23 protein-coding genes and 2 pseudogenes are annotated in these 22888 nt (G+C 59.0%); 14 read left to right on the top strand and 11 right to left on the bottom strand.

All coding sequences use genetic code 11. The features are described 5' to 3' along the window. Positions 1-266 precede the first annotated feature (266 nt). The 6 genes from BMX55_RS06130 to BMX55_RS06105 all read right to left on the bottom strand — a co-directional run bounded on the left by BMX55_RS06130 (position 267) and on the right by BMX55_RS06105 (position 4653). On the bottom strand, positions 267-1658 hold the full coding sequence (locus tag BMX55_RS06130) for a phenylacetate--CoA ligase family protein (protein ID WP_091454383.1): 1392 nt from the start codon (positions 1656-1658) through the stop codon (positions 267-269). Positions 1659-1882: 224 nt separating this feature from the next. Beyond that, on the bottom strand, positions 1883-2800 hold the full coding sequence (locus BMX55_RS06125; protein ID WP_091454382.1) for an MBL fold metallo-hydrolase: 918 nt from the start codon (positions 2798-2800) through the stop codon (positions 1883-1885). A 104-nt stretch (positions 2801-2904) separates the two neighbouring features. Then, the gene (arfB, locus tag BMX55_RS06120) at positions 2905-3309 is read right to left on the bottom strand and encodes an alternative ribosome rescue aminoacyl-tRNA hydrolase ArfB (protein WP_091454381.1); all 405 of its coding nucleotides are present in this window, start codon (positions 3307-3309) and stop codon (positions 2905-2907) included. 51 nt (positions 3310-3360) lie between these two features. After that, positions 3361-3648 (bottom strand): helix-turn-helix domain-containing protein, encoded by a 288-nt coding sequence (locus BMX55_RS06115; protein WP_091454380.1) that lies wholly within the window; start codon positions 3646-3648, stop codon positions 3361-3363. Continuing rightward, the gene (locus BMX55_RS06110) at positions 3635-3817 is read right to left on the bottom strand and encodes a type II toxin-antitoxin system RelE/ParE family toxin (RefSeq protein ID WP_245751299.1); all 183 of its coding nucleotides are present in this window, start codon (positions 3815-3817) and stop codon (positions 3635-3637) included. The genes BMX55_RS06115 and BMX55_RS06110 overlap by 14 nt, the downstream gene beginning before the upstream one ends. Positions 3818-4140: 323 nt before the next feature. Beyond that, positions 4141-4653: an outer membrane protein assembly factor BamE gene (locus BMX55_RS06105; protein WP_091454379.1), complete on the bottom strand. Its 513-nt coding sequence runs from the start codon at positions 4651-4653 to the stop codon at positions 4141-4143. Positions 4654-4699: 46 nt separating this feature from the next. On the opposite strand from BMX55_RS06105, the gene BMX55_RS06100 reads away from it, so the two are divergent. The 5 genes from BMX55_RS06100 to BMX55_RS06080 all read left to right on the top strand — a co-directional run bounded on the left by BMX55_RS06100 (position 4700) and on the right by BMX55_RS06080 (position 8265). Continuing rightward, positions 4700-4915 carry a DUF3460 family protein gene (locus tag BMX55_RS06100; RefSeq protein WP_091454378.1) on the top strand — a complete coding sequence of 72 codons (216 nt, stop codon included), beginning with the start codon at positions 4700-4702 and terminating at the stop codon, positions 4913-4915. A gap of 72 nt (positions 4916-4987) precedes the next feature. Beyond that, positions 4988-5857 (top strand): segregation and condensation protein A, encoded by an 870-nt coding sequence (locus BMX55_RS06095; RefSeq protein WP_091454377.1) that lies wholly within the window; start codon positions 4988-4990, stop codon positions 5855-5857. Positions 5858-5908: 51 nt separating this feature from the next. Further along, positions 5909-7489, top strand: a complete 1581-nt coding sequence (gene nadB, locus BMX55_RS06090) for an L-aspartate oxidase (protein ID WP_091454376.1) — start codon at positions 5909-5911, stop codon at positions 7487-7489. Between the two features lie 17 nt (positions 7490-7506). Next, on the top strand, positions 7507-7887 hold the full coding sequence (gene panD, locus BMX55_RS06085; protein ID WP_091454913.1) for an aspartate 1-decarboxylase: 381 nt from the start codon (positions 7507-7509) through the stop codon (positions 7885-7887). Between the two features lie 18 nt (positions 7888-7905). Continuing rightward, positions 7906-8265 (top strand): 5-carboxymethyl-2-hydroxymuconate Delta-isomerase, encoded by a 360-nt coding sequence (locus tag BMX55_RS06080; protein WP_091454375.1) that lies wholly within the window; start codon positions 7906-7908, stop codon positions 8263-8265. 15 nt (positions 8266-8280) lie between these two features. On the opposite strand, the gene BMX55_RS06075 is transcribed toward BMX55_RS06080, so the two are convergent. Then, complete coding sequence (locus tag BMX55_RS06075) at positions 8281-8688, bottom strand: ankyrin repeat domain-containing protein (RefSeq protein WP_091454374.1); 408 nt, start codon at positions 8686-8688, stop codon at positions 8281-8283. 44 nt (positions 8689-8732) lie between these two features. After that, positions 8733-10514 carry an aminodeoxychorismate synthase component I gene (pabB, locus tag BMX55_RS06070; protein ID WP_091454373.1) on the bottom strand — a complete coding sequence of 594 codons (1782 nt, stop codon included), beginning with the start codon at positions 10512-10514 and terminating at the stop codon, positions 8733-8735. A gap of 146 nt (positions 10515-10660) precedes the next feature. Between pabB and queE the strand changes: the two genes are divergently transcribed. Both queE and BMX55_RS06060 read left to right on the top strand, forming a co-directional pair. Further along, the gene (queE, locus tag BMX55_RS06065; protein ID WP_091454372.1) at positions 10661-11299 is read left to right on the top strand and encodes a 7-carboxy-7-deazaguanine synthase; all 639 of its coding nucleotides are present in this window, start codon (positions 10661-10663) and stop codon (positions 11297-11299) included. A gap of 9 nt (positions 11300-11308) precedes the next feature. Continuing rightward, positions 11309-11671: a 6-pyruvoyl trahydropterin synthase family protein gene (locus tag BMX55_RS06060; RefSeq protein ID WP_091454371.1), complete on the top strand. Its 363-nt coding sequence runs from the start codon at positions 11309-11311 to the stop codon at positions 11669-11671. 5 nt (positions 11672-11676) lie between these two features. Here BMX55_RS06060 and nadA read toward each other — a convergent pair whose 3' ends face one another. Then, on the bottom strand, positions 11677-12795 hold the full coding sequence (gene nadA / locus BMX55_RS06055) for a quinolinate synthase NadA (protein WP_091454370.1): 1119 nt from the start codon (positions 12793-12795) through the stop codon (positions 11677-11679). Beyond that, positions 12796-13662 carry a carboxylating nicotinate-nucleotide diphosphorylase gene (gene nadC / locus BMX55_RS06050; protein ID WP_091454369.1) on the bottom strand — a complete coding sequence of 289 codons (867 nt, stop codon included), beginning with the start codon at positions 13660-13662 and terminating at the stop codon, positions 12796-12798. It lies immediately after the preceding gene. Positions 13663-13774: 112 nt separating this feature from the next. Between nadC and panB the strand changes: the two genes are divergently transcribed. Further along, positions 13775-14650, top strand: a complete 876-nt coding sequence (gene panB / locus BMX55_RS06045; protein ID WP_091454911.1) for a 3-methyl-2-oxobutanoate hydroxymethyltransferase — start codon at positions 13775-13777, stop codon at positions 14648-14650. A 23-nt stretch (positions 14651-14673) separates the two neighbouring features. Here the strand turns inward: panB and BMX55_RS06040 are convergent, their stop codons facing one another. Then, entirely contained in the window at positions 14674-16218 is a 1545-nt protein-coding gene (locus tag BMX55_RS06040; protein WP_091454368.1) for a methyl-accepting chemotaxis protein, read from the bottom strand. A 189-nt stretch (positions 16219-16407) separates the two neighbouring features. Here BMX55_RS06040 and panC point away from each other — a divergent pair, with 189 nt between their 5' ends. From panC to BMX55_RS16925, 6 genes and pseudogenes are all read left to right on the top strand, one after another. Next, positions 16408-17265 carry a pantoate--beta-alanine ligase gene (gene panC / locus BMX55_RS06035; RefSeq protein WP_091454367.1) on the top strand — a complete coding sequence of 286 codons (858 nt, stop codon included), beginning with the start codon at positions 16408-16410 and terminating at the stop codon, positions 17263-17265. Positions 17266-17308: 43 nt separating this feature from the next. Beyond that, positions 17309-17905: a pseudouridine synthase gene (locus BMX55_RS06030; RefSeq protein WP_245751314.1), complete on the top strand. Its 597-nt coding sequence runs from the start codon at positions 17309-17311 to the stop codon at positions 17903-17905. A 97-nt stretch (positions 17906-18002) separates the two neighbouring features. Then, positions 18003-18155, top strand: a pseudogene (locus BMX55_RS06025) (response regulator); the annotation flags it as partial. Between the two features lie 29 nt (positions 18156-18184). Beyond that, positions 18185-20371, top strand: coding sequence for a chemotaxis protein CheA (locus tag BMX55_RS06020; RefSeq protein ID WP_091454365.1), 2187 nt, complete (start codon positions 18185-18187; stop codon positions 20369-20371). A gap of 25 nt (positions 20372-20396) precedes the next feature. Beyond that, a pseudogene (locus tag BMX55_RS16930) lies at positions 20397-21398 on the top strand (MCP four helix bundle domain-containing protein); the annotation flags it as partial. Between the two features lie 78 nt (positions 21399-21476). Continuing rightward, positions 21477-22877 (top strand): methyl-accepting chemotaxis protein, encoded by a 1401-nt coding sequence (locus BMX55_RS16925; RefSeq protein WP_425432052.1) that lies wholly within the window; start codon positions 21477-21479, stop codon positions 22875-22877. Positions 22878-22888 lie beyond the last annotated feature (11 nt).

Raw genomic sequence — 22888 nt, 5'->3', positions numbered from 1 at the left:
TTCATTTATGACTGACATATCGTTTAGCGTGTGAAGAACCCGGTGGTTTTTAAAATCCCCCCGATGTGACACTGCTTTGACACCATCCATGCCCCAATCACTGTGACCAGATAATAAGCCACCGATCACGACAAAGCCATGACAAAGAAATGAGTGTTCTATGACAATGCTGCACCCACAACGGGCAACACTAAGAGCACAGTGGCACCCGCAAAGGGGTGGCACCGTACTGTCACAAGGTAAAAAGGAAAAAAGATCAGGAGAGATCAGTCGGCAATACAGGCCGTGATACGGCAGGCTTTGCCGCTGCGGCCACGGGGCACGGCTTGGCCTAGCTCGGCACGCACCTCAATCGCCGTGACACCTTGGGCTATGGCAAATGCCGTCAGGGCGGCACAACCCCTGACCATAGCGGCCCGTCCAGCCTCTCCCTCAAGGGGGATGTGCAGCACCAAGGTGGTGTCATCCAATTGGTGCAAATAAAAGTCAAATACCCCAGCTTCGTCTTCAAGCACCGTGGACAAGGCCAAGGGCAGCAGCGTCACAGGTTGGCCGTTAGCACCTGCCATGATCAATGGCTCATCACGGCGTCCTTGCACCGTAATGACCGGCAATGGTGAGCCACAAGCACAGCGCTCTGGGTGCAGGGTCAGGTGGTCACTGAGGTTGTAGCGCACCAAGGGTTGGACGTGGTTGGCCAGATTGGTGAGTAACACGCTGCAAGAGGGGTGCCCCGGCGGCACCGGACGGAAATGCTCGTCCACCGGCTCCAAAATGACCCAATCGGTGTTGGCGTGCATGTGGCCATGTGCACATTCCCAGCCAATAGCCAGAAACTCTGAGGAGCCATAGCTGTTGCGCACCAGACTGCCTAAGGTTTGCTGCACGTGGGTGCGTACTGCTGGGCTCAATGACTCCCCGCCCGTCCAGATTTCACGCGGGCGTGCCCGTAGGGCACCAGAACGGGCTTCATCGGCCAACAAAGCCGCAACTGTGGGATAAGTAACCACCACCGAAGGCGAAAAGGCATTGAGCTGGGCTACCAGCATGTGGGTAGGTACTTGGATAGAAAAGCTGCGCATGGTGCTAGACAACACCGGGTTGATAGCCCGCAAGCGCTGCACCGAGGCATAGCTGGCAAAGTGTCCGCCCGTGGCCCCGACAAAAGCGATACGCTCGGTCAGGCCTAAAGGATCGAGCCAGCGCGCCAAAGGCCGGGTAGCGCAGCGGCGCAGGGCTTCTAGGGCGTCATAGACGGCCATGGTGGCTACGTCTTGCACGAAGATACCCGGCTCCCCGCTGGTGCCTGAACTCTCCCAGACCATGTAGCGTCCCAGCCAAGGCTGGGCAATGCGCGTGGGGTCGGCAGTAAACTGGCGCAGTGCCTCTAGGTTGATCTGTGGATCAGTGACCCAATGGTCAAAATTAGCCATGAGTTGGCCGCGCGTGACCATGGGCAGCTGCTCTAGTGGCGTGTTGGCGGTGGTGCCAGCAGGCCATAGTGAGCGGTACAGGCGCGAGCCGCGCAAGGTGGCCTCCAACAACTGGGCCAAACGGGCCTGCTGGCGCTGGACAATACCTTGCGGTGTACCCCGGTTCACAGCCATGACGTCCATGGAGATCGAGGACAGGCGCAGCGGGTCGAACACAGTATGCATCTGGTGACTCGCGGGACGCCCCGGCAGCAAATGCCTAGGGTGGATAGCGCATCGTGCCACAGCACGACCCTCTCCCGCATCCTTTCTTTGTGGGCTATCTTGAATGCTTGAACAACGAAAGCGGTGCTATGCACCACCATCGGTAGCCATCATAGAAGGAGCAGGCACCATTTGAGGGAAAAAACTGCGGATGCAGCCCACTGGCCCGATAGTCTGCGGGGGTCTTAAACGTTGTACAGGTGCTGCTCTTGCCGACGGGCTGCACCAGAGCGCACCAGATCATCGACCAAACTGTGGTACCACGCTGGCAACGGCAGCTCGGCAAAATAGGCCGCATGGAGCTGGGCAAAATACGGGGTGTGGGCAAACCAGTGCTGCAAAACACTCACGGGTGTCTGTTGCCACTCTAGCAATTTGTACTTGAGCAGTACCTTGGCGGCATAGCGCGCATGTTTGAGCGGATCACGCACCCATGTGTCAAGACGGCGGCGAGCGGTATCTAGAGCGCGGGGCGTGTCTTGAAACACGGGGCCGTGTCCGGGCACTACGGTGTGCGGGGCCAAATCAGCAATCAGGTCTAAGGTGGCTGCCACATCTGCAAAGGCTGCCTCACCATCAAGCTCTGGAAAGACGACGCCAAACCCGTTTTCCCACAGGGCATCGCCTGAGATCAGGATGCGCTGCTGCGGTTCAAACAACAAGACGGCATGGGTGTCATGGCCTGGCGCGGCGTGGATTTGCCAAGGGCGCTCGCCCAGCCAAACTTCATGGCCCGGCTGCAATAAGGCATCGTAACGAAAGGGCGGACACTCTTGGCCCGTGGGCGTGTAGCTCAAGGCATGGGCATCCCAATGCGCCACAGCGGCTGCCAATCCGGGCGCAATGGCGGTTTGCACTTGGGGCCAATGCTGTTGCAAGGCGGCATTGCCGCCACAGTGGTCACTGTGCAAATGGGTGTTAACAATCCGCTCTAACGCTTGGCCCTGTAGCGTGTGTGCCACCAAAGCCACCGTTTGTTCCGCATGGGTGCAATAGCCAGTATCGACCACCACAGGGCCGCAAGGCCCGCCCGTAAACACGATAGTGTTGGCTGAAAGCCAACCGCGTTCCATGACGGTCATTTCTGGTGGTAGCAAGGGCATGGAAGTAGGCGGTCTCAAGTCGGATGTGCCCCGCTGTAGACGGGTTTTCAGCGCATGGTAGCAGTTTGCTAGAACCTTGGTGCAGGGGCGGCCAGCCCTCCGCGTTACATACAAATATCTACTTTGCCACGGCCCGATTTGATACCAGAGCGAAGCAACTTGCCTTCGAGTCGCCGCCGCTTGGAGGCAAAAGTGGGCTTGGTGGGCCGACGTACCGGCAGCACTAACGATGCTTGGGCGATCAGCTCGCCAAGGCGCGCTAGGGCTTCTGCCTTATTTTGATCTTGACTGCGCGAAGATTGCGCTTTGATGACGATAACGCCGTCTTTGGTGATGCGGTGATCTTGCCACCGAAGCAGTTTTTCTTTCACCGCTGGGGCAAGGGAGGAGCGGCCAATATCAAAGCGCAAATGAATGGCGCTAGAGACCTTATTGACATTTTGACCGCCCGGCCCTTGGGAGCGCACTGCGCTGAACTCTACTTCATGAAGATAAATGGCATGTGGCATAGAGGATTTGAGAAACTTAACGGTCAGAAGAAAATTGGGGTCAGATAACCACTAAACCAATTGAACCTGTACCCGTTTACCCAATGCAGCCGCATACTTTTGCAGCGTAGCCAATGATGGTGAATGCTTGCCACTGATCAGCGAAGCCTCCAAACGGGCCACAGCAGGGGCCTTAGTGCCCATGCGCTCTGCCACTTGGGCTTGCGTTAAGCCCGCCTCGTGCCGAGCTTTGAGAATGGCATCGAGCATGGGCATTTCTTCGCGTTGCAGGCGTTCGTACTCTGCGCGCACAGCTGGGTTTTTCAGTGCTTGGGCCTTGAGTTGTTCATGGGTGAGCATCTTTAATCTCGTTTAAGCGTTTGTGGGCCACCGCCAATTCCTTGGTTGGGATCTTGTCGGTTTTTTTAATGAAGCTGTGCAACACCACGATGCGCTGCCCGACTAATAAAGTGCAGTACAGCACACGGGCGATACCCTCAGCGCCTTTGAGGCGTAGTTCTAAAGCCATCGCCCAGCGCCTTGGTGTGTGGCAGGCCCATATGGGGGCCATAATTCACCATGCGATCCTCCAAGACAATGTAACGGGCCAGCAGCGTAGAAGGTAGGGCCAGCACTTGCCCTTGGACAGTGGCATCATAAAATTGAATAGCGTACGGCATGATTTTAATAATAACAAATTTGTTATTTATGCCGGTGCGTAATCAAAATGTATGTCAAACCCCGTCCTTCAGAGTGATTGTCATCGAGACATTTTGAGCGTAAAAAAGTCCGTAACCCGACCTACACCATTGGAAAAAGCACCTCCCATTCAAACCACCGATTTGCCCATTCTCACCGCCCCCCACCCTGTTGCATATTTAGATCAGGCCCAACCTGCGTACGCAGCACCCGCAGTTGCCGATCTGCCACCACCGTAAACATCATCGTCGTATTCGTCGGTGGTTCCAAAAAACGCCAATCGTGGTGCGTTTCGTTTTGTAGCGCCAAGGGCGTGACTTTGGCCGGTTTGCCCAAGCGCCTGCGCACTTCGTCCATGCCCATGCCGGGGATAATGCGGGCAAAGTTCTCTGGTGTCAGCACTTGGCGCAGCGCGCTCATCTTGCCATCGGGGCCAATGGTAATCATGTAATTGCGCAGGCCAGCGGGCTGGCGGTTGTATTCCAGCGTCCGGCTGCCGCCGCCGTCGTCCCACACCTGATCGGGCACGCCAAAGCGGTCGCGCACATCCACTTCGGTTGATAGCCCCTCCTCCAGTTCGCTGATGCGCTGGGGGTCGCAGGCACTTAGCGCGAGCAGGGCGCAAGCGATAGCAAAGCGGCTGGCAAGGTGTTTCAAAGACGGCATCGCGCATCCCCCGGTAAAATTGCGGCCAGAGAGGTTAACCCAGTCCATGTCCATCTTTGCCCGCCCCCACTATATGTCCGACGCGACACAGTTCATCAACCAGCTCAAAGCGCAGCGCCCCGAGCTGGATGTCCAGCAGGTGGCAGGCCGTGCCCTGCTGTGGGACAAGCAGGTAGACCGCGATCTCTGGCAAGACTACGACGCTGGCCGTGTGGCGCAAAAGCCCTATCCCTACCAAGCCAGTCCCAGCAAGGATTTGTAAGCACAGCATGGTCGCTGGCACTGGTTTGGCAACGGCCCCCAGCGCTCAAGGCGATAAAGGCATGAGCCAATAATGGGCAGTATCCCTGCCAATACGCCTGCCAAGCAGCCCCCAGTGGCCTTGGCAGGTGCTGCTGTATCTGTAGAGCCTGTAGATAGCCACAGCTCGGCTTTGGCGCGCCTGTATGGTCAGCCTTTGTTTGCCTTGCCAGCGGATTTGTACATCCCGCCCGATGCGCTGGAGGTCATGCTTGATGCCTTTGAAGGCCCGCTGGACTTACTGCTGTACCTGATCCGCAAGCAAAACTTTAATATCCTCGACATCCCGATGGCGGCGCTCACGCGCCAGTATTTGGCCTATGTCGAAGAGATTCGCAGCCGCAACCTGGAGCTGGCCGCCGAGTACCTGCTGATGGCCGCTATGCTGATCGAGATCAAATCGCGCATGTTGCTGCCGGTGCGCAAGGCCGACAGCTGTGACGATGTGGACGACCCCCGCGCCGAATTGGTGCGCCGCTTGCTAGAGTACGAGCAGATCAAGGGCGCTGCCGTGCAGTTGGGCCAAGCGCCGCAACAAGGGCGCGACTTTTGGGTGGCGCAGGTGGTAGTGGGGCAAAACCTGCAACAGCGCCTGCCCGATGTGTGTGTGGCGGACTTGCAAACGGCGTGGCGTGATATTTTGCGGCGTGCCACCCTCGTGCAGCACCACCGCATCACGCGCGAAGAGTTAAGCGTGCGCGAGTACATGGGCCAAGTGCTGCGCGCCTTGCAAGGGCGGCGCTTTGTCGAGTTTGAAGAACTGTTTGATCCGGCCCAAGGCCGCACCGTGCTGGTGGTGACTTTTATTGCCCTCTTGGAATTAGCCAAAGAAACGCTGATCGAGATCACGCAGGCCGAAGCCTTTGCCCCCATCTATGTCAGGTTGGCCTATACGCCCGTCTGATGCCTCCATGCCGTGCCCTTGGTGGGTGCTCTTTTTTTATTCCTATTCTTTATGGCTTCACACGATTTTGATGTTCTGATTGTGGGCAGTGGTCTGGCGGGCTTGTCTGCCGCCTTGCATCTGGCCGCCACCCACCGCGTGGCAGTGATTACCAAGCGCACCATGCACGATGGCTCCAGCGCGTGGGCGCAGGGGGGTATTGCGGCGGTGCTGTCTGACAGCGACAGCTTTGCCGCCCACATTGAAGACACGCTGGTGGCCGGGGCCGGTTTGTGTGATTTAGCCAGCACGCGCTTTGTGGTCGAAAACGCGCCAGCGGCCATTGCGTGGTTGCGCGAGTTGGGTGTGCCCTTCACCCGCGAAGGTGAGCAGTTGCACCTGACGCGTGAAGGCGGCCACAGCGCTCGGCGCATTGCCCACGTCACCGACGCCACGGGTGCTGCCGTGCAAGAAACACTGATCGATGTGGTGCGGGCCACGCCGGGCATCACGCTGTTTGAGCACCATACGTTGGTCGATTTGATTACCAGCCAAAAGCTAGGGCTGGCCGGGCAGCGCTGCTTGGGCCTGTATGCCTTAGATGAGCAAACCGACGAGGTGATTACCTTCCGTGCGCCACAAACGGTGTTGGCTACCGGCGGCGCAGGCAAGGTGTACCTGTACACCACCAACCCCGATACCTCTACTGGCGATGGCATTGCTGCCGCTTGGCGGGCGGGTTGCCGGGTGGCAAACATGGAGTTCATCCAGTTTCACCCTACCAGCCTCTACCACCCACACGCTAAATCGTTTTTGATTAGCGAAGCCGTGCGTGGCGAAGGCGGGCAGCTCAAGTTGCCCGATGGCACGCGCTTTATGCTGGCGCACGACCCGCGCGCTGAACTGGCCCCGCGTGACATCGTGGCCCGTGCCATCGATTTTGAGATGAAAAAGCACGGCCTCGATTGCGTGTATTTAGACATTTCTCACCAAAGCCCGGCGTTTTTGCAAGAGCATTTCCCCAACATCTTGGCGCGCTGCGCCGAGTTGGGCATTGACATCAGCAAAGACCCGATTCCGGTGGTGCCCAGCGCCCACTTTACCTGCGGCGGTGTCTTGACCGACTTGGCTGGGCGCACTGACCTGCCCGGTCTTTACACTGTGGGCGAGGCCGCCTGCACCGGCCTGCATGGTGCCAACCGGCTGGCCAGCAATTCATTGCTAGAGTGCATGGTGTTTGCACGTGCCGCTGCCCAAGCCATTGCTGCCGCGCCACGCTCTTTGATTCCGGCGCTGCCGCGCTGGGATGACAGCCGCGTGCAAGACGCCGATGAGGCCGTGGTCATCTCGCACAATTGGGATGAGCTGCGCCGCTTTATGTGGGACTATGTGGGCATAGTGCGTACGAACAAGCGGCTGGAGCGGGCTGCACACCGCATCCGGCTGTTGCAAGCTGAAATCCAAGAGTTTTATGCCCATTTTCATGTCACCCGCGACCTGCTGGAGCTGCGCAATCTGGTGCAGGTGGCTGACCTGATTGTGCGTTCGGCGCAAATGCGCCGTGAAAGTCGGGGTTTGCATTACAGCCGTGATTACCCCAGTCTGGCCGCACCGGCGGCTCCCACCATTCTTGTTCCTCCCCTTACCCACTGAAATTGGACGTATCCACCATGTTCCGTACCTTGCTCAAATCCAAAATCCACCGCGTTAAAACCACGCATTGCGAGCTGCACTACGAAGGCTCCTGCGCCATTGACGAAGACTTGCTCGATGCTGCCAATATTGCCGAGAACGAACAAGTCCATATCTGGAACATCGACAATGGCGAACGCTTTGTCACTTATGCCATCAAGGGCCAACGCGGCAGTGGCATGATCTCGGTCAACGGCTCGGCAGCGCGCCGCGCCTGTGTGGGCGATTTGCTCATCATTGCTGCTTTTGCCCAAGTCCATGAAGATCACGTTAAAACGCACGAGCCAGAACTGGTGTTTGTTGATGACAACAACCGCCAGACCGAACTGCGCCACCATGTGCCTACCCAGCAACTCTAAGCAGCCTGAAAGCCCACCATGCCCCACTTGATTGTTGAATATTCTGCCAACCTGAGCGGTTTTCCTGAAGCCCAAATGTTGGCCGAGCTAAACCAGACCGTCACCGCTAGCCCAGAAATTCCTGATGAGATTGAGCTCAAGAGCCGCTGCGTGGCCCATGCGTCTTACGCGGTAGGCACCCAAACCACGGGCCGTGCTTTTGTCCATGCCCAATTGCGACTGTTGTCGGGCCGCAGCCCTGAGGCCAAGCTCGATTTTTCGCAGCGCATTGTTGATGTGTTGCGCCGCTTGACACCCCAGCCTGAGGGCGTGTTGGTGCAGTTGAGCGTCGAGATTGTCGATATGGATCGGCCTTCCTACATCAAAACCCGCCTGTAAGCTGCGTGCAGGGGCCTAGCCGCTGTGCTTGGCCCCATGCGATTTGAGCAGTTGCACCATTTGCTCGTCCTGCCTCTTCTGCGCCAAAGTCAGAAGCGAATTGCCTTGGGTATCCATTCCCCGTGGAGAGACGCCAGCACGTAGCAATTGGTTTGCCGCTGCCCAGTTGCGCGCCGACACCGCTGCCAACAGACGCGGATCGGCGGGTGTGCGGTCGAGTGCGGGCCGCACTGTCGTTGCGACAGGGGTGGCAGCAGGTTCGGGGGTAGGAGGTGTTTCCACTTCTGGCTCGTCCGAGGGCGCGGTTTTTTTGTGGTCAAACACTTCTCCAGCGATGGAGGCCACCAGAAACCACACCAGCACCGAAACGGTAATCATGCCCATGATAATGAGCGCTTTGGTGTATTCGCCGAAGTCATCCATGCCTGTCTCCCTGCATCTTCTTTTGTGATCGCTTGTTCACGGGTTTAGGCCAGTTGGGCGCTGATCCAGCCGCGCAGACTGTTGATAAAGGCCCAGGCTTGTATCTTTGGCATGTCTTCTAGCCGTATTACGGCCTCACGCAGACGTCCTTCATGCAGAGCCACCGCCCGCCCGACACCGGGCAGCAGCCCGCAGTGCAGCGCAGGCGTGACCCATTGTCCATCGATCAGCATAGCCACATTGCCCCGGGTGCATTCGGTAATTTCGCCTTCTTGGTTGTAAAGCACGGTGTCGTAAATGTCGGCAGTGCTGGGAGCAAACGCTTCGTAATGTACGCGGCGGGTGGTTTTGTGTCGAACAAAGGGGCCATGCGCCTCAGCCAGCGGCTGGGCAGCCAGTTGCAAGCGTACCTGAACTGGAGAGGGTTCCAGTGCAAAGGCTTGGGCGCTGGGCTGGCCGCTGGCGTTCAGTAGCAGGCGCACACGCCAGCAACCTTGGGGGTGGGTTTGGGCCAAGTCGTTGAGGCATTGCTGCACGCGGGCCATATCCCAAGGATAAGAAAAATGCTGGGCCGCACTGTGCAAGCGTGCCAAGTGGTGGGCACCGTAGCGCCATTGGCCCTGCTCTAGCGCTAGGGTTTCCAGAAGATCAAAAGGCATACTTGCTTGTTCCACAAAAGCGCGTTTGTGACGCCATTCATTCCATTCTGCACTGGCTTGGGCACTGGCGGTAATGCCGCTGCCAATACCGCAGCGGGCTTGGCCGCCTTGGAGCACTACTGTGCGGATCGGTACATTGAAGGTGGCCCGGATGCCACCCGCTGTATCTGGGCGCACCACGCCCAGCGCGCCACAATAAATGCCCCGTGGCCCGCTCTCTAATGCAGTAATGGCCTGCATAGCCCGCACTTTGGGGGCTCCAGTGATGGAGCCACACGGAAACAACGCTGCAAACACTTGTGCCAGCGTGGTACCTGCACGGGTGCGGGCTTGCACATCCGACGTCATCTGCCAAACAGCGGGCAGGGCTTGGGTGTGGAACAACTGGGGTACCTGTACGCTGCCGGGGCTGGCAATGCGCGAGAGGTCGTTGCGCAGCAAATCCACAATCATGACGTTTTCTGCGCGTTCTTTGGGGCTGGTGCGCAAAGCAGTGGCTTGGGCAGCGTCTTGCTCTGGCGTGCTGCCGCGTGGTGCGGTGCCCTTCATCGGGCGGGCGAGTATCTGCCCGCTATCGGTGTGGCAGTGCCAATCAAAAAACAGTTCGGGTGATACCGAAAGCACCTGCGTATCGCCGGTGTCCAGATAGGCAGCGTAGCCTCCCGGTTGTGCCCGTTGCAAGGCGGCAAACAGAGCCGGGGCTGCGGTTGCTTGATCATCCTCGATACGGGCCAGCATGGGCGCGGTGTAGTTGACTTGGTAATACTCGCCGTTGGCAATCGCCTGTTGGATCTGGTGCAGGGCTGTATCAAAGGCGCTGCGCGTTAGCGTTGGCTGCCAGTGCAAGCGGGGGGCTGGCACTGTCTCGGCGTTGTCGGGCCAAGGCAAGGCTTGATCGTACAGGGCAAACCAAGCCAGCGGGCCATCGGCTGGGTGCGTGCGCAGGGCTGTATCAAAGGCGGCTGCGGCTTCGTAGCGCAGATAGCCAAGGCACCAAGCACCCGCTGCGGCAGCCGCTTGCACGCTATCGAGCACGGTGGGCACCTCTGCCCACGTGTGCGCTGTTAATACCTGCCGGGGCGTGCCAAAGGTGTGGCGCAGCCGGGGGGCGTCGGGGCCAGCGTGCGGGTCAGAAAAATCAAGCTGGGCGGTCAGGCGCACTGGCATGGAAAGAGGAGGATCGGATGGAAACAAAAGGAGGCTCGTCGCGTATCTTATGGGGGCTTAGCGCTGGTGGTGGTATCTTGAATGGCAGCATCGCATAGACTCGCACGCCCCTAGTATCGTTCCCGGCCCGACATTACCCCACCCCCATGAGCTACTCCGTCAAGGAAATTTTTTATACCCTGCAAGGCGAAGGTGCCCAAGCCGGACTGCCCGCCGTATTTTGCCGCTTTGCTGGCTGCAACCTCTGGAGTGGCCGCCCTTCAGACCGTGCCAGCGCCTTGTGTCGCTTTTGCGATACCGATTTTGTGGGCACCGATGGCACTTTGGGCGGCAAGTTTGACAGTGCGATGGCCTTGGCCGAGCAAATTGCTGCGCTGTGGCCAGCGGGCGATAAGCAGCACCGCCTCGTAGTGCTCACCGGCGGCGAGCCACTGCTGCAAGTAGATACCGCCCTGATCGACGCTCTGCACGCGCAAGGCTTTCGGATTGCGTTAGAAACCAATGGCACCTTGCTGGCACCGCCGGGCATTGATTGGCTGTGTGTCAGCCCCAAAGCTGGTACCACCTGGGTGCAACAGCAGGGCCAAGAGTTGAAAGTGGTGTGGCCGCAGCCGGGGCTGGATTTAGACCTGCTCGAAAGCACGGGCCAATTTGCGCACCGCTTTTTGCAGCCCTTGGATAATGCACAACAGGCACAGCATATTGCCCTGTGCATTGATACCTGCTTGCAACGCCCCGCTTGGCGTTTGAGCCTGCAAACCCACAAACTCACCGGCATCCGTTGAGGCCCCACCATGCAATTGACCGTTAGCCAACGTTTTTTCTTTGACGCCGCCCACACCTTACAACGCGAGATTGAGGCCGAAGGCAGCCGCCGTATTCACGGCCATACTTACCACGCCGAAGTGTTTATCTCTGGCCCCCGCAACCCTGTCAGTGGCATGGTGATTGATCTGGGGCATGTGCGCCAGCGGCTAGTCGCCCTGCGCGAGCAGCTAGACCACCATTTGCTCGATGAAGTGCCCAACTTGGGGCCAGCCACGCTAGAGAACCTGTGCTTGTTTATTGCCAACGCGCTGGCCGATATGCAACCACCGCCCAGCCGTGTGCGCGTGTGGCGCGACGCAGTGGGCGATAGCTGTACGCTGGATTTATAAGCCGTTTAGGCCGCCCCGATATTCGGCACTAGCCCAGCAGTAGGCTGGCCGTTTTTCAGTGCGGCGGTAAAGGCCAGCATCCGGTCAATTGGCAGGCGGGCGCGTGGAATCAAGGCCGGATCGACCTCAATGGCGTTGCTGCCGCTCTCTAGCACTTGCGCGACGCCAGCCAAACTGTTCATCGCCATCCACGGGCAATGGGCGCAGCTTTTGCAGGTGGCGCTGTTGCCTGCCGTGGGCGCTTCGTAAAACACCTTGCCGGGGTTGAGCGTGCGCAGCTTGTGCATCATGCCGTTGTCGGTGGCGACGATGAACTCTTGGGCATCCAGCGTTTTGGCGGCGTGCAAAATGGCCGAGGTTGAGCCTACAGCATCGGCCAGTGCCACCACCTCGGCGGGGGATTCGGGGTGTACCAGCACCTTGGCTTGGGGGTGTTGCTGTTTCAGCTCTTGTAGCTCAAAGGCTTTGAACTCGTCGTGGACGATGCAGGCACCGTTCCAAAACACCATGTCTGCGCCGGTTTCGCGGCGGATGTAGTCGCCCAAGTGGCGATCAGGTGCCCAGAGGATTTTTTGTCCCTTTTCTTTGAGGGCGCGCACGATGTCAAGCGCACAACTGGACGTGACCAGCCAGTCAGCACGCGCTTTGACGGCGGCGCTGGTGTTGGCATACACCACCACGGTGCGATCTGGGTGGGCATCGCAAAAAGCGCTAAATTCATCCACTGGGCAGCCCAAATCGAGCGAGCAGGTGGCATCCAGATCGGGCATCAGGATGGTTTTTTCTGGCGAGAGGATTTTGGCCGTCTCGCCCATAAAGCGCACGCCCGACACCACCAAGGTTTGCGCAGCGTGGTCGCGGCCAAAACGGGCCATTTCTAGCGAGTCGCTCACAAGGCCGCCAGTTTCTTCGGCCAAGTCTTGCAGGTCGGGATGCACATAGTAGTGCGACACCAATACCGCGTTCTTTTCTTTAAGCAGGCGGCGGATTTTGTCTTTCAGCGCAACGCGTTCTGCTGGTGCTGGCTCGGCAGGCACCCGCGCCCAAACGTGCTTGGTGGCGCAGACGGTGCCTTCGCTGGGCTGTTCGTATTCAACGTCTTTGAGGGCTTCAGGGGTGGTCATTTAAGCAAGCTCCTGCAAACGCATAGAAAAATCGGTGGCTTTGACATCTTTGGTCAGGCCGCCAATGGAGATACGATCGACGCCAGTTTCGGCCAAGGCGCGCAGACCCTCCAGCGTCACGCCGCCAGAGATTTCCAAAATCGCCCGCCCGGCATTGATGCGTACGGCCTCGTGCAGTTGCGCCTTGGGCATGTTGTCCAGCAGCACCATCTTGGCACCAGCGGCCAAGGCTTCTTCTAGTTGCGCCAGCGTTTCTACTTCGATTTCAATGAACTGGGCGCGAGCGGCTGTTTGTTGTGCGGCTTGCAGCACCGGCGTGACACCACCCGCAGCGGCAATGTGGTTTTCTTTAATCAGCACGGCATCGTGCAGGCCAATACGGTGGTTGGTGCCACCGCCCACGCGCACGGCGTATTTTTGTGCCAAGCGCAGGCCGGGAATGGTTTTGCGCGTATCGACAATCTGTGCGCGGGTGCCTTGCACTGCCTCGACATAAGTGGCAGTTTTGCTGGCTACCGCCGACAGCAATTGCAAGAAATTGAGGGCGGTGCGCTCGGCACTGAGCAGGGCGCGGGCATTGCCTTCGAATTCCAGCACCACTTCATCGGGGGCGCAGCGCTGGCCTTCAGCCACGCACCAATGCAGTTGTACGGTGGGGTCTAGGGCACGAAAGGCGGCCTCGGCCCAAGGGGCACCGCAAATCACCGCCGCTTCGCGGGCCAAAATGCGGCCACGGGCGCGGCGCTGGGGGGCTACCAAGGCCGCCGTTAAATCGCCGCTGCCCACGTCTTCTTGCAATGCACGGGCTACATCCAGCAGCACTTGGCTGTGCAGCGCCTGACGGGTTTCATCGTTGAGATAGGTCATAGTGTGATAAGCATAGCGGCTTCATTGCCTGTGCTGTGCGGGTTGCGCAGTGCGGGGCTACACTTTGGCCCTTTTATGGATTTTGCGAGTTGGCTCAATGACTGAAACTGCCATGCCCTCTGCTGCCTCTGCCACCCCTTACGGCACCTTGCCCCCGGCTTCGCCGTTGCCCCAGCGCCGCCCGGTCAGTTTGCCGCGCCTGCAACAGATGCGCGAGGCGGGTGACAAAATCACCATGCTCACGGCTTACGATGCCACTTTTGCCGCTGTGGCCGATGCCGCTGGCGTCGAGTGCTTGCTGGTGGGGGATTCTTTGGGCATGGTCTGCCAAGGCTTGGGCAGCACCGTGGGCGTCACGCTAGAGACCATGATCTACCACACCGACAGCGTAGCCCGTGGCTTGCGCCGGGTGCAGGGCACGGCCTGGGTGGTGAGTGATCTGCCCTTTGGCAGCTACCAAGAATCGAAAGAGCAGGCCATGCGCAGTGCCTCGGCGCTGATGCACGCCGGTGCCCACATGGTCAAGCTCGAAGGCGGTGGCTGGACGACTGAGACCGTGCGTTTTTTGGTCGAGCGCGGCATTCCGGTCTGCGCCCATTTGGGCCTGACACCGCAAACGGTGCATGCCTTGGGTGGCTACCGCGTGCAGGGCAAGGGCGACCAAGCAGCGCAAACCCTACGCCGCCACGCGCTCGATTTGCAAGACGCTGGGGCCACGATGGTAGTGCTAGAGATGGTGCCCGCGCAGCTGGCAGCCGAACTGACGCAAGAGCTTGCGCACTGCCACACCATTGGCATCGGTGCGGGCAATGGCACGGCGGGCCAAGTGCTGGTGTTGCACGACATGCTGGGCATGAATTTGGGCAAGATGGCCAAATTTGTCCACAACTTTATGCAAGATGCAGGCAGCGTGCGTGGTGCAATGGAAGCCTATGTGCGCGCCGTCAAGGCAGGCACCTTTCCAGACAATGCCCGGCACGCTTGGTAAGCGGCACTGGGCGGTGGTGGGCCTTATAGGCGGAACTGCCCGACCAAGCTAGAGAGCTTTTGTGCCTGCTCATTCATAGAGTGGGCCGAGGCTGCAGACTCATCGACCAGCGCGGCATTTTGCTGCGTCATTTGGTCAAGCTGGCCCACTGCCATTTGTACTTGGCTGATGCCGTCACGCTGGGATTGCGCCATGCCCGCGATTTCGGCAATCAGCTGGCTGACCTGTTGTACGCCTTGCACCATCTCGCGCATCACATCGCCAGATTGGCCCACCAACGTGGCACCCACCCCCACCGAGGTTTCAGATGCTTGGATCAACTCTTTGATTTCTTTGGCCGATTGGGCGCTGCGTTGGGCCAAGGTACGCACCTCAGAGGCCACCACGGCAAAGCCTCGACCTTGCTCACCGGCCCGTGCCGCCTCGACCGCAGCATTGAGTGCCAAGATATTGGTCTGGAAGGCAATGCCATCAATGATGCCGACGATATCCCCAATGTGCTTGGAATGCTCGGTGATTTGCGACATGTTCTTTGCCACTTTGGCTACTACGTCACCGCCCAGATTGGCAGAGTTAGAGACGGTTTGGGCCAAGTGGGCCGCCCGTTGGGCAGAGTCGGTCGATTGGGTGACGATGCGGGTCAACTCGTCGATGGCAACGGCCATTTCTTGCAAGTTGCTGCTGGTCTGTTCGGTACGGTGGCTCAAGTCCAGATTGCCTTGGGCGATTTCAGTCGAGGCCGCAGTGACCGATTGGGTGCCAGAGCGCACTTGCGATACCAGCTCGCGCAGTTTGTGGTTCATGGTGCCCACAGCATTCATAAGCTGGCCGATTTCATCTTGTTGCTGCGATTGCAGGCTGGCACTGAGGTCGCCACGGGCAATGGTCTGCGCTAGCTCTACCGTACGGGCCAGCGGATCGGTGATTGAGCGCACCATCCACCATGCTGCCAACAGGCTCAAACCCAGCACTACGGCAATAGCCACTCCCCCCAACATACGGGCGCGTTCAACAGAAGCAAAACCATCATCACGGGCTTGATCGCGCAGCGATTCTTGCACCCTAATAAAGGCTTGGAGCGATTCCAAGTAGTTCTGGCTGATCGGCATGAGCTTGCTGGTTGCCAAGGAGCGGGCCTCATCAAACTTCTGCTCTTTTTTCAGTGCATTGATCTCGGTCACCATCGCCAAGATGGGCTGGCGGAAGGCATGAACTTGGAGCAGGGCTTTTTTGGCTTTTTCATCTTGGGTTTCGGCCACGATGCGCTCGTGAACCTTGCCGATTTCTTCAATGGTGGCTTTGATTTGAGAGCCAAAGGTTTTGGCTACGTTCTCGTCTGAACTCACGGCAATCGCAACTACCCGCTGTAGGTTGTTGCCGATCAGCCCTTTCCACTCCAAGGCCAGCTTGATACCTGATTCATAGGCGGCCACTGAGCGTATGGTCTGCTCTAGTGCCCGCGCCGCTGCTGCATCCATCACTAGCACCGAGGTGGACAACGCAATCAAAATGGCAACGATCAGGCCAATGAGTTTTGCTTTGATGGAGGTGAGTTGGAATGCTTCCATAAGTGATTTCCCTTAACACGTAAAATTAGCATGTTCAGGCGTAGCGGCACATTGGCCGATGTAGCACATCCCGTCCGTCTGAAAAGGCAGTAAGCGTACCACGGTGTATCGAAATGTAATAGTCAATGCAAATTAACTATTGACCTTACCGGCGGGCTGGTTGCTGCCGGATTCTCAGCCCTTTTTCTTATGCACATCGTCCATACCATTCCCGAACTGCGCGCCGCTTTGGCGGCGTACAGCAAGCCCGCTTTTGTGCCCACAATGGGCAATCTGCACGACGGCCATATCGCGCTGGTGCGCCAAGCCAAGCCACTGGGCGATGCCACGGTGGTGAGCATTTTTGTCAATCGCTTGCAATTTTTGCCGCATGAGGACTTTGACAGCTACCCGCGCACTTGGGAGGCCGATTGCGCCAAGCTCCAAGCCGCGGGCTGTGATGTGTTGTTTGCCCCGCGCGAGTCGGATTTGTACCCGCAGCCACAAACCTTCAAGGTGCAGCCTGACCCGCAACTGGCTGACATTTTGGAAGGGCAATTTCGCCCCGGTTTCTTCACCGGTGTTTGCACCGTAGTGATGAAGCTGTTGAGCGCCGTGTTTGCGGGCAAATCACAGGGCGTGGCCGTGTTTGGCCAAAAAGATTACCAGCAGCTGATGGTGCTGCGGCGCATGGTGCAGCAGTTTGCCTTGCCAATCGATGTGGTGGCTGGTCAGACGCAACGCGCCGCTGACGCGCTGGCGCTCAGTTCACGCAACGGCTATCTGAGTGAGGCCGAGCGCGCCGAGGCGGTGCAGCTCTCGCTGGCCTTACAAGCCTTGGGGCGCGATGCCGTGGCCGCCGCCCAAGCCTTGCCCGAACAATGTGCTGCCCTAGAGGCGCAAGCCATGCAAGCGCTGGGCGCACGCGGCTGGCAGCCCGACTACCTCACGGTGCGCCGCCGCAGTGATTTGCAGCTGCCCCAAGCAGGTGATGGCGCTGGTGCCTTGGTGGTGTTGGGCGCGGCCCGCTTGGGCAATACGCGGTTGATCGACAACTTTGAAATCTAAAGCGCAATGGCAGCGCAGCAGTAGCGCTGGCAGACCCACGCAACTGGCGCGCCGCAGCCCGCAGCCCGCGCCAGTACAGCCGCGCCTGTTGCTGCTCAATAAGCCGTTTGATGTGCTCACCCAGTTCAGCGGTGGCGAGGGCCGCGCCACGCTGAAAGATTTTGTGGCTGTGCCCGGTGTGTATCCGGCAGGCCGCTTGGATCGAGACAGCGAGGGCCTGTTGTTGCTCACCAACGATGGTGCCCTGCAAGCGCGCATTGCCGACCCTCGGCACAAACTGGCTAAAACCTACTGGGTGCAGGTAGAAGGCACGCCTACCGAAGCGCAATTGCAACAGTTGTGCGCGGGCGTGTTGCTCAACGATGGCCCTACCCTGCCCGCGCAAGTGCGGGCGTTAGAGCCTCCGGCGTTGTGGGAGCGCAAGCCGCCGGTGCGGTTTCGCCAACATATTCCTACCGCTTGGCTAGAGTTGGTGATTCGTGAAGGTCGCAACCGCCAAGTGCGCCGTATGACGGCGGCGGTGGGCTTGCCTACGCTGCGGCTGGTGCGTGTGCGTATTGGCCCGTGGGCATTGGACGATCTGGCCCCCGGCCAGTGGCGCGAAGTGCCCGCCACACTCACGGCAGCGGCGTTCTCCTAGCCCCTGCTGCACCCCCTAGCGGGTGGGCCATACCAGTGTCACAAAGGCTGGGTATCTTGGAAAGAGAGATACATCCACCCTTTGATTGGAACGCGCTGTGGCCAAAACCATCATGATCGTTGACGACTCAGCCTCCCTGCGGCAAGTGGTACGCATCGCCCTGCGCGGTGCAGGCTTGGAGGTCATAGAAGCCAGTGGTAGCCAAGACGCGCTGGGTCATCTGGATGGCAAAAAAATCCATTTGGTGATTAGATGCTCCTTGAAGGCTGTTCGTTCATCATGAATCTTGATGAGATCCTTCAGACATTCATTGTTGAAAGCCGCGAGCTGTTGGAGGGCATGGAGCACGCACTGTTGCAGTTGGAGCAAGCCCCGACCGATTCTGAGTTGATCCATGCCATTTTTCGAGCGGCGCACACCATCAAAGGCTCGGCGGGGCTGTTTGGCCTAGAGTATCTGGTGGCCTTTACCCACCATGCCGAAAATGTGCTCGATCGGGTGCGTGCCGGTGAGCAGCCACTTTCGCGCGAGTTGCTGGCCCTGTTGTTGCAGGTGCGTGACCACATTGGTGCGTTGGTTGACCATGCCGAGCAGCGTACAGTGCCTACCGCTGCCATCCATGCCCACAGTGAGGTGCTGATACTGGCCTTGCAAAAAACGGCCAGTGCAGACAAACAGGCCGCCGTGCAGGCCTCTGCTGCCCCCGCATCTCCCCCGGCCAGCCAGTTGGCCCCGCCTGCACCGCCCGCTGCCAGCCCTGCCGCCTCTGGGCCATTGGCCGCCACTAGTGACTGGCACATTGCCTTGCGCTGTGGCCGCGACATGTTGCGCGATGGCATGGAGCCGCTGGCGCTGTTGCACTGCTTGGGCAGCCAAGGCCGCATCGTGGGCGTAGCCACCTTGGCCGATGAGCTGCCCGACGTTGCCGAGCTAGACCCGGAGGCTTGCTACCTCGGTTTTGCCATCCGCTACCACAGCGATCTGGGTGAAAAAGCCATTGTCAGCGTGTTCGAGTTTGTGCAAGACATGGCGCAGGTACACATCGTGCCGCCGCACAGCCCCTTGGCTGATTACGCCGTGCTGCCTGGCCCAGCGCAATGGGCAGCATCTTGGGCCGATGCTTTGGTGGCCTGTGGCAGCCTGACCCCAGAGGAGCGGGCACAGCTTTGGCCCGCTGCCACGCCTGTTGCACCCGTGGTGCCTGCTGCGCCCGTAGTGTTGCCTGTAGCCCAGGCCCCTACGCCGGACAAGCCATACCCAGCCCCAGCGGCCAAAAATAGCGAGGCCGCCACGCTGATTCGCGTCAATGCCGATACCTTGGACGAGCACATCAACCTGATTGGCGAGCTGATTATTGCCAGTGCCGGTATGCACTTGGCGGTGGCACAAAGTGGGCTGCCGCAGTTGCAAGAAATCTCCTCGGTGCTGGCGCGCTTGGTGGAGTCGGTGCGCGGTTCGGCCTTGCAATTGCGCATGGTGCAAATTGGTGCCACCTTCAACAAGTTTCAGCGCGTGGTGCGCGAAGTCTCGCAAGAGATCGGCAAAGACATTGCGCTAGACATCAGCGGTGCCGATACTGAGCTGGACAAAACCGTTATCGAAAAAATTGGCGACCCGCTCACCCACTTGGTGCGCAACGCCATTGACCACGGCATCGAGCCCGTGGCCGTGCGTGTCGCCTGTGGCAAACCAGCCCAAGGCCGGGTGCGGCTACACGCCTGCCACGACTCCGGCAGTATCCTGATTGAAGTGTCCGACGATGGCGGCGGGCTGTCGCAAGAGCGCATCTTGCGCAAGGCGATTGAGCGCGGCTTGGTGCGGCCCGACCAAGCCTTGACTGAGCACGACATCCATCAGCTTATTTTTGAGCCGGGCTTTTCTACCGCCGAGCAGGTCAACAACCTGTCTGGGCGCGGCGTGGGGATGGACGTGGTGCGCCGCAACATCAGCGCCTTGCGCGGCAGCATTGAGTTGCACAGCGTCGAGGGGGCAGGCACCCGCATCCGCATCCGTTTACCGCTCACGTTAGCCATCATCGATGGTTTTTTGGTCACGGTGGGCGAGTCCAGCTTGGTCATTCCGCTGGACATGGTGGAAGAGTGCGTCGAGCTGCCCGCGCAGGCGCTGCAAGACGCTCACGAGCACATCAACCTGCGCGATGCCCTGCTGCCCGTCATTCGGCTGCGGCCTTGGTTTGGCCTGCCCGAACTGCCTAGCGTGCCCGCTGATTTTATGGTGGGGCAAGAGCCGCCCGTGCGCGAAAACGTGGTGGTAGTGCGCTGCGGCTCGCACCGCGCTGGCCTGATTGTCGATGCCCTGCAAGGCGAGTTTCAGACCGTGATCCGCCCACTGGGGCCGGTGTTTGACGGCCTGCCCGGTATGGGCGGCTTCACTATTTTGGGCACAGGCCGTGTCGCCCTGATTGTGGATGTGCCCCAGCTCCTTAGCACGGTAGCTACTGCATAAAAAATCTAACCAAGAAAGCGCTTATATGTTCGCAAACCTCAAGATCGGAACGCGGCTAGGACTGGCCTTTGCCGCCGCCTTGGCTTTTTTGATCGCCATTGTGGCCGTGGGCGTAGGCCGTATCGGCGCTATCAGCAAAGATGTAGATGCCTTGGCTACTGAGCAGTTAGCCCAAGTTGTTATAGCCAATGAAATGATTGATCAGATCAACCTGTATGCACGTACTGTCAATGGAGCCATCATCTATGCGATGCTGCGTGCCGATACCGACATGCAAAACCAGCTAGAAAAACTAGCACCCATCAGCGAAAAGATCAACGACCGCTACCAGCAGCTAGAGGGCTTGCTGCATCAGCCAAAAACCATACAACAACTGGCCAAAGTGGCCGATGCGCGCAAAACCTACCGTGAGGCGCAAAAGCGGGTGGTGGTTCTGCTGCGTGCCAACAAACCCGAAGAGGCAGCGGTAGAGGCCTTAGGCCCAGCCTTAGAAGCACAAAATGCCTACGTGCAAAGCATGGACAGCCTGATTGCTTTGGTCACGCATACCGCCAAGCAAATTGGCACACAGGCCACACAGCAAGCCCACGATACAGCATGGCTGCTGCTGGGCTTGGGGGCTTTGGCGGCGCTGCTCAGTGTGCTCTCAGGGGTGCTGATTACCCGCAGCGTCACTGTGCCCACGCGCCAACTTTTGCACAGTGTTGAGCAAATGGCCCAAGGCGACTTTAGCAGCCGCATCACCTTGCAGGGCCAAGACGAGGTGGGCCAACTCGCCCAAGCCATGCGTGCCTTGCACGGTGCAGTACACAGCATGGCCGCTGATGCGCAATTGCTGGTGAAGTCGGCGGTGGAGGGTAGGCTCTCGATCCGTGCCGATGAAAGCCGCCACCAAGGGGATTTCCGCCAGATTATCCAAGGGGTTAACCAGACCCTAGACGCCGTGATCGGCCCCCTGAACATGGCTGCTAACCATGTGGAGCGCATTGCCAAGGGCGATGTGCCCGCACGCATCACCGACACCTACCAAGGCGACTTTAATGCGCTGAAAAATAACCTCAACACCTGCATTGATGCCGTCAATGCTTTGGTGGCCGATGCTGGTGTGTTGGCCAAGGCCGCCGTAGAAGGCAAGCTGGCCACCCGTGCCGATGCCTCTAAACACCAAGGGGACTTCCGCAAAATCGTCGAAGGTGTTAACCAGACTTTGGATGCCGTGATTGGCCCCTTGGGCGTGGCAGCGCGCTATGTAGACGATATTGCACGCGGGGCTATTCCGGCGCGCATTACCGATGCCTACCAAGGCGACTTTAATACCCTGAAAAACAACCTCAACACCTGCATTGACGCCGTGCAGGCACTGGTAGCCGATGCCGCCATGCTGGCCGATGCTGCTGCGCAGGGCCAGCTTTCTACCCGTGCTGATGCGGTGCACCACCAAGGGGATTTCCGCAAAATTGTGCAGGGCATTAACCAAACGCTGGACGCCATTGTGCTGCCAGTCAATGAGGCAGTGGCGGTGCTCAAAGAGATGGAGCGTGGCAACTTGACCCGCAAAGTGAAGGGCGACTACCGGGGCGATTTGCGCGACTTTAAGGAAGTGGTGAACAACACGGTAGAAAAACTCTCGCAGGCGATTGTCGAGGTCAACACCACCGCCGCCAATTTGGTCTCGGCCACGGCACAGGTATCGGCCACCTCGCAATCGCTGGCCCAAGCCTCTAGCGAGCAAGCGGCCTCGGTGGAGCAAACCTCGGCAGCCGTGAACCAGATGGCCGCCTCAATCCAACAAAACACCGACAACGCCAAGGTGGCCGATGGCATGTCTGCCCAAGGCAGCCAGCGCGCTACCGAAGGCGGCCAAGCCGTGAGTGAAACCGTGGGTGCCATGCAGCAAATTGCCCGCAAAATTGGCATCATCAACGACATTGCTTACCAAACCAACTTGTTGGCGCTCAATGCCGCCATTGAGGCCGCCCGTGCCGGTGAGCATGGCCGGGGCTTTGCTGTGGTGGCCGCCGAGGTGCGCAAGCTGGCCGAGCGCAGCCAAGTGGCAGCACAAGAAATCGGCCAATTGGCGGGCAACAGCGTCAGCATGGCCGAGCGTGCCGGGGCTTTGCTGGATGAGATTGTGCCCACTACGCAAAAAACCGCTGATCTGGTGCAAGAGATTGCCGCCGCCTCGCAAGAGCAGAGCACCAGTGCCGGTCAAATTACCATTGCCATGGGCCAGCTGAACCAGATTACCCAGCAAAACGCCAGTGCCTCCGAAGAGCTGGCGGCCACCGCCGAAGAGATGTCCTCGCAGGCGGCCAATCTGCAAGAAGTGATGGCATTTTTTCAGGTCAGTGACAGAGACGGTGGCCCCAGCCGCTGGAGTGCGCCACCCCAGCCCAAGATGGCCCGCCTGTCGCCCGCCGCCAGCCTGTTTGCCATGTCACCGGCACTGAACTCGCCCAAGCTGACGATTGGTAGCGCTGATGAGGTCGATTTTGTTGCGTTTTGATGCTGGAGTGA

The sequence above is a fragment of the Giesbergeria anulus genome (genome assembly GCF_900111115.1).
In the GTDB taxonomy this organism is placed as follows: Bacteria; Pseudomonadota; Gammaproteobacteria; order Burkholderiales; family Burkholderiaceae_C; genus Simplicispira; species Simplicispira anulus.
This window is presented reverse-complemented; position numbering and strand designations above follow the sequence as displayed.